The following is a 10,477-nucleotide window of genomic DNA, read 5'->3' on the forward strand; positions in this document are numbered from 1 at the left end:
CGGGGTGGCTAGGTCTTGCGGCGCATTCCTCCACCGTTCGCCCTGAGCCTGTCGAAGGGCGTCCTGCCGTTCGAGAGCTGGGGCCGCCCTTCGACAGGCTCAGGGCGAACGGTGAAGAGGGGGCGGGCGATATCGTGGGGCACCCCGGCGTATTGGCCTGGGCCGCCGCGGGCGTCCTCACGCTCTATGCCGTGCTGGTGCGCGCCAATGCGGTGTTCGCGGTCGCGCCGCTGGTCGCGATGCTGGTGCCGCTCGGCTGGCGCGCGCGCGTGGCGGTGGCGGCGGGCGGCGTCGCGATGGTGCTCGCGCTGTCGCCGGTCATCAATCACCAATTGCTCGGCGCGCGCGACAGCGGAGTCACGCGGACCCAGCCGCTCTACGATCTCGCGGGGATCGCGGTGCGCGCGCCGGGCGCCGATGTCGGCCTGCCGGCCACGAGCGTGGCGCGGATCGTCGCGCTCAATTGTGCGAAGTCTTATTTCTGGGATCCGCTGAGCGACGGGGGTCCGTGCGGCGCCGACGTCGCGCCGCTCGCCAGGATGCCGGTCGCGCAGCTCTATCGATTGTGGGTCGGGGCGATGCTGAGCCACCCGCTCGCTTATGCCGCGCATCGCCTGGCGCATCTCAATTCGACGATGCGCTGGCTGGTGCCATATCGCTGGCCCGGCGCGCCGCCGACGCTGCACAGCGAGCGCAACGACCTCGGGCTGGGTTCGCCCGGCGCGGTGGCGCGCGGGTGGCAGCGTGTCGGGGGTTATGTCGTCGAGACACCGCTCGGTTGGCCGTTCATGTGGTTCGGGCTCGCGCTCGCCGGGCTGGTCGCGCTGCGCCGGAACCGATCGGCGGAAGCGGTGCTGGCGCGTGCGCTGTTCGTCTCGGCGATCGCGGGGGAGGCGAGCTTCGCGGCGGTGAGCATCGCCTCGGACCTGCGCTATCATCTATGGGCGATGATCGCGGCGGCGATCGGGCTGGTGATCGGCTGGCCGGCGTTCGATCGCCGGCGATTCCGCCTCGGCGCGGCGCTGGTGGCGGTGGTATGCCTGCCGGCGATCGTCACCCGGATCGCGCTGCCGCTGCCACCGCAAAGCTATCTTGGGATGCTCGGCTGACCCCATAGAGCCTGATATTCGGCAATCAGGGCGGGATAGTCGGATGGCTCGGGGAAGCGCGCGAAACGGTGCCGCGCGCCAGTCTGCGCCCAGGGCAGCGCCTCGCTGGTATAGCTTTCGATGAACGGTGCGAACCATGCCGGATCGTCGAGCAGCGTTGCACGCACGTTGACGAAGCCCATTGCCGGATCGAGTCGGGTAAACACCCACCCCTTGCACCAGTCGCAATGATGATGGTGTGGATAGCCGTGCATCCCCCCGATCACCGGCTCCCCGGCGATCACGGCGAACCCCGCCTCCGGCACCGCGAGCGAGGTGGAAAAGGCACTGGCCGTCATCTTCTGGCAGCCCGTGCAATGGCAGGCCATCGCCAGCAACGGGCGCGCCGAGATGCGGAAACGCAGTTTGCCGCAGCGGCAGCCCCCCTCGATCGGCAAATCAGGCATCATGATCTCTTTCCTCCGCGGAATTGCCGCGCCATGATGGCTGCAACCATATTATCGGGGGAGCATCGGGCAATGAGGAAATGGGTGGCTGCGGCGCGCGCGTCGGCGGCATCGGCGCTGGCGATCGTCGGGCTGGTGGCGGCGGGGCAGGCAATGGCCGAAACCACGGTGGTCACCGCCGCGCGGATGCTCGATGTCGAAAAAGGCGCCTTGGTCGACCAGCCGGTAATCGTCGTCACCGACGGGCGCATCACCGCGATCGGCACGCGCGGGTCCAAGCCCGAAGCGCCGGCCGGGGCGAAGCAGGTCGATCTCGGCGACGTGACCCTGCTCCCCGGCCTGATCGACATGCACGTCCATCTCACCGGGCTGGCCGAGGTCGGCGGCTATCAGACGCTCAAATATACCGACAGTTTCTGGAGCGCGGTGGGGGTCGCCAATGCGCTCAAGACATTGCGCGCGGGCTTCACCTCGGTGCGCAATGTCGGCGCGGACGGGTTCCAGGATATCGGGCTCAAGGAAGCGATCGACGGCGGTTGGGTGCCGGGGCCGCGCATCACCGGGGCAGGCTATGCGATCGGCGCGACCGGCGGGCATTGCGACAACAACGCGCTGCCGCCGGGCTATGACCGCAAGGAGCCGTCGGTGGTCAATTCGCCCGAGGAGGCGCGCGCCAAGGTGCGCTGGCTGCACAAATATGGCGCCGAGGTGATCAAGATCTGCGCCACCGGCGGGGTGTTCTCGCTGGGCGATTCGGTCGGCGGGCAGCAGCTCTCGTTCGAAGAGATGAAGGCGATCGCCGACGAGGCGCATATGCTCCACATGCGAGTCGCCAGCCACGCGCACGGCGACGAGGGGATCAAAACCGCGATCCTCGCGGGGATCGACACGATCGAACATTGCAGCCTCGCCTCGGACGAGGCGATCAAGCTCGCGATCCAGCACAAGACCTGGTTCGACATGGATATCTACAACGACGATTATATCCTCGCGACCGGGACCAAGAACGGCACCGAGCAGGAGAGCCTCGACAAGGAGCGCATGATCGGGCTCAAGCAGCGCCAGACCTTCCAGCGCGCGGTCCGCGCCGGGGTGAAGATGCTGTTCGGCACCGACGCCGGGGTCTATCCGCACGGCGACAACGGCAAGCAATTCGCCAAGATGGTCGAATGGGGGATGACCCCGATCCAGGCGATCCGTGCCGCCACCACCAGCGCCGCCGAGGCGCTGGGGCGGAGCGAGGATGTCGGATCGCTGACGGTGGGGCATTATGGCGATATCGTCGCGGTGAAGGGCGACCCGCTCGCCGATGTTAAGACGCTGGAGCATCCGGTCGCGGTGCTCAAGGGCGGCGTGCCGGTGGCGATGCAGTGATGGACGGGGGGCGGCGAAAGGGGCAGCCGCTATTCGGCGAGGCGGTTGCCCAGTCGTGTGATGAGGTCCATGCGCTCGTGAAGAATTGCCACGATCAACGCGGGCGCACCTTCGCGCGGCAGGCAAAAGACGTAATGATGTTCGCAACGCGCCATCCGGCAATTTGGGAAAGAGCGCGCTCATGTCCCTGAATGCGCCTTGTCCGGCCGCGAGGCTGGCAATGCCCTGTTCCAGCTTGCCGATATAGCGGCGTAGCTGCGCGTCGCCCCATTGACTGCGCGTGTAGCGGATAAGGCCGCGCAGATCGGCCTCTGCCTCCGCCGTGAGGATATAGGCCGTCAAGCGCGGCGCTCGGCCAGTTCCTCATCGAGAATGTCTGCGACGCTCTTGGAGGAGACCATCCCCGCAAGCCCGCTGTTGATCCGGGTTTGCAGCAGGCCCTGCAATTCCTGCCATGCCCGGTCGGCGTCCGAATCGCCGGGGAACAAGCGTTCAAGCGCATATTGCTTGATCGTCTTGCCCTGCAGCGCCGCCAGCGCCTTCAGGCTTTGGTGCTGCTGGTCGGTTATGTCGATGGTCAGGCGGCTCATACGTCGGTTTCCGTAAAACGGCACAAATCCACATTAGCACAAATGTGGATACAGCGATACATGCACCGGTGACGGTAAACTCGCCCTCGTCCCCGCGCCATTGACCCGAAAGGCGCCTGCGCGTATAGGCGCGCCCGTTCGTGGGGTCGAAAGCCTCGCGGGCAAGCTTGAACATTGCTGGATGCATCAAGGGCCGGGATGGTCGTCATACGATCGCCCAACGGTCCTTTTCGTATTCCGTAAGCTTGTGAAGGCTCCAGCAAAGTAACCTCTAGGACAAGGTGAAGGCTTCAATGCCGACGATCAACCAGCTGGTCCGCAAGGGCCGCGACCCGCAGAAGGCCAAGAGCAAGGTCCCTGCGATGGAGCAGAACCCGCAGAAGCGCGGCGTTTGCACCCGCGTTTATACCACGACCCCGAAGAAGCCGAACTCGGCGCTGCGCAAGGTGGCCAAGGTCCGCCTGACCAACAGCCGCGAAGTGATCAGCTACATCCCGGGCGAAGGCCACAACCTGCAGGAGCACTCGGTGGTGCTGATTCGCGGTGGCCGTGTGCGCGACCTTCCGGGCGTGCGCTACCACGTGCTGCGCGGCGTGCTCGACACGCAGGGCGTCAAGGACCGCAAGCAGTCGCGGTCGAAGTACGGCGCGAAGCGGCCGAAGTGATCATGCCGGGGGCATGATCATCCCGGAAAGATCGCCCGAGGCGAGCTTGTCCGGGAGCCATCAGGCCCCAGCATGAACGGTTTTGACTCCGCAGGCTCCCGCGCGATCGTGGGCCGCGGTTGATCTGAGAAGGAATTCCAAATGGCGCGTCGTCGTCGTCCCGAGAAGCGGGAAATCCTGCCCGACCCCAAGTTCGGGGATGTGGTGCTGTCGAAGTTCATGAATTCGGTGATGCTGGACGGCAAGAAGTCCGTCGCCGAAGGCATCGTCTATGGCGCGCTCGACACCGTCGAGACCCGCGCGAAGAAGGACCCGCTGGGCGTGTTCCACGACGCGCTCAACAACGTGAAACCGGGCATCGAGGTCCGCAGCCGCCGCGTCGGCGGTGCGACCTATCAGGTGCCGGTCGAGGTCCGTCCGGAGCGTGCGCAGGCGCTGGCGATCCGCTGGCTGATCTCCGCCGCGCGCGGCCGCAGCGAGAACACGATGGCGGCGCGCCTTTCGGGCGAGCTGCTCGACGCCTCGAACAATCGCGGCAACGCGGTGAAGAAGCGCGAAGACACGCACCGTATGGCCGAGGCGAACCGCGCCTTCAGCCACTACCGCTGGTAAGCACCGGCACCTATATTGGGGGGAGCTGGACCGTCCGGCTCCCCACATTCGCTCAAGGAACCTACGATCATGGCCCGCAGCCATCCGCTCGACCGTTATCGCAATATCGGCATCATGGCGCACATCGACGCCGGTAAGACGACGACGACGGAGCGCATCCTCTATTACACCGGCAAGTCCTACAAGATCGGCGAAGTGCACGAAGGCACCGCGACGATGGACTGGATGGAGCAGGAGCAAGAGCGCGGGATCACGATCACGTCCGCCGCGACGACCTGCTTCTGGAACGATCACCGCATCAACATCATCGACACCCCCGGGCACGTCGACTTCACGATCGAGGTGGAGCGTTCGCTCCGCGTGCTCGACGGCGCGGTCGCCTGCTTCGACGGCGTGGCAGGCGTTGAGCCGCAGTCGGAAACGGTGTGGCGCCAGGCTGAAAAGTATCGCGTGCCGCGCATGTGCTTCGTCAACAAGCTCGACCGCACCGGTGCGAATTTCGAGCGTTGCGTCGAGATGATCAAGGATCGTCTCGGGGCGCGTCCGCTCGTCCTCTATCTCCCGATCGGGATCGAGAGCGGCTTCAAGGGCCTCGTCGATCTGGTCAACAACCGCGCGATCATCTGGCTCGACGAGTCGCTGGGCGCGAAGTTCGAATATCAGGACATCCCGGCCGAGCTGGCGGATGCCGCCGCTGCGGCGCGCGCCGAGCTGATCGAGACCGTCGTCGAGCAGGACGATGCGGTGATGGAGAAGTTCTTCGAGGGCGAGGAGCCCGACGCGGACACCATCAAGCGCCTGATCCGCAAGGGCACGCTGAACTTCTCGTTCGTGCCGGTGCTGTGCGGCTCGGCGTTCAAGAACAAGGGCGTCCAGCCGCTGCTCGACGCGGTGGTCGATTATCTGCCGAGCCCGCTCGACATTCCTGACGTCGAAGGCGTCAAGCTCGACGGCGAGACCAAGGACACCCGTCCGGCCGACGACAATGCGCCTTTCTCGGCGCTGGCGTTCAAGATCATGAACGACCCGTTCGTCGGCTCGCTGACCTTCGCGCGCATCTATTCGGGCAAGCTGGCCAAGGGCCAGGTCCTGAACAGCGTGAAGGACAAGAAGGAAAAGATCGGCCGTATGCTCCTGATGCACGCGAATACGCGTGAGGACATCGAGGAAGCGTTCGCCGGCGACATCGTCGCGATCGCGGGCCTCAAGGAGACCACGACCGGCGACACGCTGTGCGACGCGGCGACCCCGATCATCCTCGAGCGGATGGAATTCCCCGAGCCGGTGATCGAGCTGTCGGTGGAGCCGAAGACCAAGGCCGACCAGGAGAAGATGGGCATCGCGCTCAATCGTCTCGCAGCGGAGGATCCCTCGTTCCGCGTGTCGACCGATCACGAATCGGGGCAAACGATCATCAAGGGGATGGGCGAACTCCACCTCGAGATCCTCGTCGATCGCATGAAGCGCGAGTTCAAGGTCGAGGCGAATGTCGGCGCGCCGCAGGTGGCGTATCGCGAATATCTCGCGAAGAAGGTCGACATCGACTATACCCACAAGAAGCAGTCGGGCGGCTCGGGCCAGTTCGGCCGCGTCAAGGTCACCGTCATCCCCGGTGAGCGTGGGTCGGGCTTCCAGTTCTTCGACGAGATCAAGGGCGGCAACATCCCGCGCGAATATATCCCGTCGGTGGAAAAGGGCTTCCGCGAGACCGCCGAGACCGGCTCGCTGATCGGCTTCCCGATCATCGACTTCGAGGTGCACCTGACCGACGGTGCGTACCACGACGTCGACTCGTCGGCGCTGGCGTTCGAAATCTGCGCCCGCGGCGCGATGCGCGAAGCGGCGCAGAAGTCGGGCATCAAGCTGCTCGAGCCGATCATGAAGGTCGAGGTGGTGACGCCGGAAGATTATCTGGGCGACGTCATCGGCGACATGAATTCGCGGCGCGGCCAGATCCAGGGCACCGACACGCGCGGCAACGCGCAGGCGGTGACCGCGATGGTGCCGCTGGCGAACATGTTCGGTTACGTGAATCAGCTGCGCTCCTTCACGCAGGGCCGCGCCAGCTATTCGATGCAGTTCTCGCATTATGACGAGGTGCCGCAGAACGTCGCCGACGAAGTGAAGGCGAAGCTGGCGTAACGCCCGGCGCATCCCCATCTTTCGGCCGTCGCCCGCGACGGCCGGTGGGGAGGGGCTGGCAATGGGTGAAAACAGTCGCTATGGGGCCGCCTTCACGGCGAGTCCTCGTGCGGCTCAAGTGGATATCCAGAAGGTAGGGAATCAATGGCTAAGGCTAAGTTTGAGCGGAACAAGCCGCACCTGAACATCGGCACCATCGGTCACGTCGACCATGGCAAGACCTCGCTGACCGCGGCGATCACCAAGGTGCTCGCCGAGACCGGCGGCGCGACGTTCGTCGACTATGCGAACATCGACAAGGCGCCGGAAGAGCGCGAGCGCGGCATCACCATCTCGACCGCGCACGTCGAGTATGAGACCGACAAGCGCCACTATGCGCACGTCGACTGCCCGGGCCACGCCGACTATGTGAAGAACATGATCACCGGCGCGGCGCAGATGGACGGCGCGATCCTCGTCGTTTCGGCGACCGACGGCCCGATGCCGCAGACCCGCGAGCACATCCTGCTCGCGCGCCAGGTCGGCGTGCCGGCGATGGTCGTGTTCATGAACAAGGTCGACCTGGTCGACGACGCCGAGATCCTCGAGCTCGTCGAGCTCGAAGTTCGCGAGCTGCTGTCGTCGTACGAATTCCCGGGCGACGATATTCCGATCATCAAGGGCTCGGCGGTCAAGGCGCTCGATGGCTCGAACGACGAGATCGGCAAGAAGGCCGTTCTCGAGCTGATGGCGGCGGTTGACGAGTATATCCCGCAGCCGGAGCGTCCGCTCGACAAGCCGTTCATGATGCCGATCGAAGACGTGTTCTCGATCTCGGGCCGCGGCACCGTGGTGACCGGCCGCGTCGAGACCGGCATCGTCAAGGTTGGCGAGGAAGTCGAGATCGTCGGCATCACCGACACCCGCAAGACCACCGTCACCGGCGTGGAAATGTTCCGCAAGCTGCTCGATTCGGGTGAAGCCGGCGACAACATCGGCGCGCTGCTGCGCGGCGTCGGCCGTGACGAGGTGGAGCGTGGCCAGGTGCTCGCGAAGCCGGGCTCGATCACCCCGCACACCGAGTTCAAGTCGGAAGTGTACGTCCTGTCGAAGGACGAGGGTGGCCGTCACACGCCGTTCTTCGCCAACTATCGTCCGCAGTTCTACTTCCGTACCACGGACGTGACCGGCACCGTCGAGCTGCCCGAGGGCACCGAGATGGTCATGCCGGGCGACAACGTCGCGCTGGGCGTGAAGCTGATCGCGCCGATCGCGATGGACGTGGGGCAGCGCTTCACGATCCGCGAAGGCGGCCGCACCGTCGGTGCAGGCGTCGTCAGCGCGATCTCCAAGTAAGCGTTTCGCTTGAAAACAGCCGCCCGGCCCACCGAAAGGTGTGTCGGGCGGTTGCCTTTTAGTGAAGGCATGGCTATGCGCCGCGCCTTCGGTTCGTGTTTGAAAACAGCAAGAGGCGGCCGCCGATTCGCCATCCGCAGTGGATGGAGGCGCGGTTGAGTTGCCCCGCTCTTTCGCATCGGTAGGAAAAATGGACAGCAACATCCGTATTCGCCTGAAGGCGTTCGATCATCGTGTGCTCGATCAGGCGACCGGCGATATCGCCGACACCGCCCGACGTACCGGCGCGCTTATCCGCGGTCCTATTCCGCTTCCGACGCGAATCGAGAAGTTCACGGTCAACCGTGGCCCTCACATCGACAAGAAGAGCCGCGAGCAGTTCGAGGTGCGCACCTACAAGCGTATGCTCGACATCGTGCAGCCCACGCCGCAGACGGTCGACGCGCTGATGAAGCTCGATCTCGCCGCGGGCGTTGACGTAGAGATCAAGCTGGCGTAATGGCCCGCATCCCCGCGGTCGACTCAGGCGAGTCCCGCGGGTTTGTCATTCCCGCAAAAAATCGGGTGTGACGTTTAGGAACCCCGCCACGCGGGGCGACTGACAGACTAGAGATACCGCCGGCGGGCTTCGTGCTCGTCCGGGACAGCGTCTCCCGTCATGCTTCCCTCGCGGAAGCGCCGGCCCGGGACGGGGGCACGCTTCGCATTTCCGGGCCGAACTGGTCGCTCCTTCAAGGGGCGGTCACAAGCACCCGTGGGATGGGCCTGCGGGTGCCTCTGTCAAGGAGCGAGTGGATCATGCGTACCGGCGTGATCGCGAAGAAAATGGGCATGACCCGCCTTTTCCAGGACGACGGCCGCCACGTGCCGGTCACCGTCCTGCAGATCGAAGGCTTGCAGGTCGTCGCCCGCCGCGAGAAAGATCGTGACGGCTACACCGCCGTCCAGCTTGGCGCCGGAAGCGCCAAGGCCAAGAATGTCGCCAAGCCGCAGCGCGGCCACTTCGGCAAGGCCGAGGTGGAGCCGAAGGCGATCGTGCACGAATTCCGCGTGACCGAGGACAATCTCCTCGACGTCGGCGCGGAGCTGTCGGCCGATCACTTCGTCGCCGGCCAATATGTCGACATCCAGGGCCGCACGCAGGGCAAGGGCTTTGCCGGCGCGATGAAGCGCTGGGGCTTCGGCGGTCTGCGCGCCACCCACGGCGTGTCGGTGTCGCACCGTTCGCACGGTTCGACCGGTAACCGCCAGGATCCGGGTCGCGTCTTCAAGAACAAGAAGATGGCCGGGCACATGGGCGACAAGAACCGCACCCAGCAGAATCTGGAAGTCGTCGGTACCGACGTCGAGCGCGGCCTGATCTTCGTCAAGGGCTCGGTGCCCGGATCGAAGGGCGGCTGGTTGTTCGTCAAGGACTCGGTGAAGGTCGCGCGTCATGCCGACGCGCCGCTGCCCGCCGGTCTGAAGGCCGCCAACAGCAACACCGCAGCGGACACGCCGGCCGAAGCGCCGATCGCGCCCGAGGCGACCGAAGGCCAGGAGGGCTGATAAGTGAAGGTCAAGGTTTCCTCCTTCGACGCCAAGGCGAAGGCCGCGGAAGTCGAGCTTTCGGATGAGGTGTTCGGCCTCGATCCGCGTGCCGACATCCTGCACCGCGTCGTCACCTGGCAGCTCGAAAAGCGCCGCGCCACCGCGCGCGGCACGCGTGAGCGCGCCGATGTCGCCCGCTCGGGCAAGAAGCTCGGTCGCCAGAAGGGCGGCGGCGTCGCCCGTCACGGCGATCGCCGGGCGCCGGTGTTCATCGGCGGCGGCAAGGCGCACGGCGCTCGTGTTCGCGACTTCAATCCGTCGCTGAACAAGAAGATCCGCGCGCTGGGCCTCAAGATGGCGCTGTCGAGCCACGCCAAGGCGGGTTCGCTGATCGTCCTCGACGGTTTCCAGGTCGACAAGACCAAGGAGCTGAAGGGCCATTTCGAGACGCTGGGCGTTGGCAAGCGCACGCTGGTGATCGATGGTGAGGCTGGCGTGGGCTTCCGCTCCGCGCGCAACCTCCCGGGTGTCGACCTGCTGCCGGCCGTCGGCGCCAACGTCTATGACATCATCAAGGCCGACACGCTGGTGCTTACCCGCGCTGCGGTCGAGAAGCTGGAGGCGCGCTTCAATGGCTAAGAAGCCGACCAAGGCGATCGACAATCGTCACTATG

At 65.4% G+C, this 10,477-nt stretch carries 11 protein-coding genes and 1 pseudogene; 9 read left to right on the forward strand and 3 right to left on the reverse strand.

Features of this window, described 5'->3' with window-relative positions; all coding sequences use genetic code 11:
• On the forward strand, positions 1–1,109 hold a 1,109-nt coding region (locus BGN95_RS05445; RefSeq protein ID WP_286771880.1), incomplete at its 5' end, for a hypothetical protein.
• Here BGN95_RS05445 and BGN95_RS05450 read toward each other — a convergent pair.
• Positions 1,088–1,555, reverse strand: a complete 468-nt coding sequence (locus BGN95_RS05450) for a GFA family protein (RefSeq protein WP_265314461.1) — start codon at positions 1,553–1,555, stop codon at positions 1,088–1,090. The two genes, BGN95_RS05445 and BGN95_RS05450, sit on opposite strands and share 22 nt — an antisense overlap.
• Positions 1,556–1,627: 72 nt before the next feature.
• Between BGN95_RS05450 and BGN95_RS05455 the strand changes: the two genes are divergently transcribed.
• Complete coding sequence (locus BGN95_RS05455; RefSeq protein WP_286771881.1) at positions 1,628–2,929, forward strand: Xaa-Pro dipeptidase; 1,302 nt, start codon at positions 1,628–1,630, stop codon at positions 2,927–2,929.
• A 243-nt stretch (positions 2,930–3,172) separates the two neighbouring features.
• Here the strand turns inward: BGN95_RS05455 and BGN95_RS05460 are convergent.
• Positions 3,173–3,271, reverse strand: a pseudogene (locus tag BGN95_RS05460) (type II toxin-antitoxin system RelE/ParE family toxin); the annotation flags it as partial.
• Positions 3,268–3,519 carry a type II TA system antitoxin, ParD family gene (locus BGN95_RS05465; RefSeq protein WP_179512576.1) on the reverse strand — a complete coding sequence of 84 codons (252 nt, stop codon included), beginning with the start codon at positions 3,517–3,519 and terminating at the stop codon, positions 3,268–3,270. The pseudogene BGN95_RS05460 and the gene BGN95_RS05465, both read right to left, overlap by 4 nt.
• A 293-nt stretch (positions 3,520–3,812) precedes the next feature.
• On the opposite strand from BGN95_RS05465, the gene rpsL reads away from it, so the two are divergent.
• From rpsL to rplD, 7 genes are all read left to right on the forward strand, one after another.
• Positions 3,813–4,184, forward strand: a complete 372-nt coding sequence (gene rpsL, locus BGN95_RS05470) for a 30S ribosomal protein S12 (protein WP_022687071.1) — start codon at positions 3,813–3,815, stop codon at positions 4,182–4,184.
• Positions 4,185–4,325: 141 nt separating this feature from the next.
• A complete protein-coding gene (gene rpsG, locus BGN95_RS05475; protein WP_179512575.1) occupies positions 4,326–4,796 on the forward strand; it encodes a 30S ribosomal protein S7 in 471 nt (156 codons plus the stop codon).
• A gap of 69 nt (positions 4,797–4,865) precedes the next feature.
• Positions 4,866–6,938: an elongation factor G gene (gene fusA, locus BGN95_RS05480; RefSeq protein WP_265270825.1), complete on the forward strand. Its 2,073-nt coding sequence runs from the start codon at positions 4,866–4,868 to the stop codon at positions 6,936–6,938.
• A gap of 144 nt (positions 6,939–7,082) precedes the next feature.
• The gene (gene tuf / locus BGN95_RS05485; RefSeq protein WP_179512573.1) at positions 7,083–8,273 is read left to right on the forward strand and encodes an elongation factor Tu; all 1,191 of its coding nucleotides are present in this window, start codon (positions 7,083–7,085) and stop codon (positions 8,271–8,273) included.
• A gap of 190 nt (positions 8,274–8,463) precedes the next feature.
• Positions 8,464–8,772, forward strand: a complete 309-nt coding sequence (rpsJ, locus tag BGN95_RS05490; protein WP_007406109.1) for a 30S ribosomal protein S10 — start codon at positions 8,464–8,466, stop codon at positions 8,770–8,772.
• A 299-nt stretch (positions 8,773–9,071) separates the two neighbouring features.
• The gene (rplC, locus tag BGN95_RS05495) at positions 9,072–9,821 is read left to right on the forward strand and encodes a 50S ribosomal protein L3 (protein ID WP_179512572.1); all 750 of its coding nucleotides are present in this window, start codon (positions 9,072–9,074) and stop codon (positions 9,819–9,821) included.
• 3 nt (positions 9,822–9,824) lie between these two features.
• Complete coding sequence (gene rplD / locus BGN95_RS05500) at positions 9,825–10,442, forward strand: 50S ribosomal protein L4 (RefSeq protein ID WP_179512571.1); 618 nt, start codon at positions 9,825–9,827, stop codon at positions 10,440–10,442.
• Positions 10,443–10,477 lie beyond the last annotated feature (35 nt).

The organism is Sphingomonas sp. 66-10, from assembly GCF_001897045.1.
GTDB lineage: Bacteria > Pseudomonadota > Alphaproteobacteria > Sphingomonadales > Sphingomonadaceae > Sphingomonas > Sphingomonas lycopersici.

Bases quoted from the DNA above. Each gene is read 5' to 3' on its own strand.
- BGN95_RS05450 (WP_265314461.1), bottom strand. From the start codon at position 1,555: ATGCCTGATTTGCCGATCGAGGGGGGCTGCCGCTGCGGCAAACTGCGT.
- rplC (WP_179512572.1), top strand. From the start codon at position 9,072: ATGCGTACCGGCGTGATCGCGAAGAAAATGGGCATGACCCGCCTTTTC.
- tuf (WP_179512573.1), top strand. From the start codon at position 7,083: ATGGCTAAGGCTAAGTTTGAGCGGAACAAGCCGCACCTGAACATCGGC.
- BGN95_RS05455 (WP_286771881.1), top strand. From the start codon at position 1,628: ATGAGGAAATGGGTGGCTGCGGCGCGCGCGTCGGCGGCATCGGCGCTG.
- BGN95_RS05465 (WP_179512576.1), bottom strand. From the start codon at position 3,519: ATGAGCCGCCTGACCATCGACATAACCGACCAGCAGCACCAAAGCCTG.
- rpsL (WP_022687071.1), top strand. From the start codon at position 3,813: ATGCCGACGATCAACCAGCTGGTCCGCAAGGGCCGCGACCCGCAGAAG.
- rpsG (WP_179512575.1), top strand. From the start codon at position 4,326: ATGGCGCGTCGTCGTCGTCCCGAGAAGCGGGAAATCCTGCCCGACCCC.
- rpsJ (WP_007406109.1), top strand. From the start codon at position 8,464: ATGGACAGCAACATCCGTATTCGCCTGAAGGCGTTCGATCATCGTGTG.
- fusA (WP_265270825.1), top strand. From the start codon at position 4,866: ATGGCCCGCAGCCATCCGCTCGACCGTTATCGCAATATCGGCATCATG.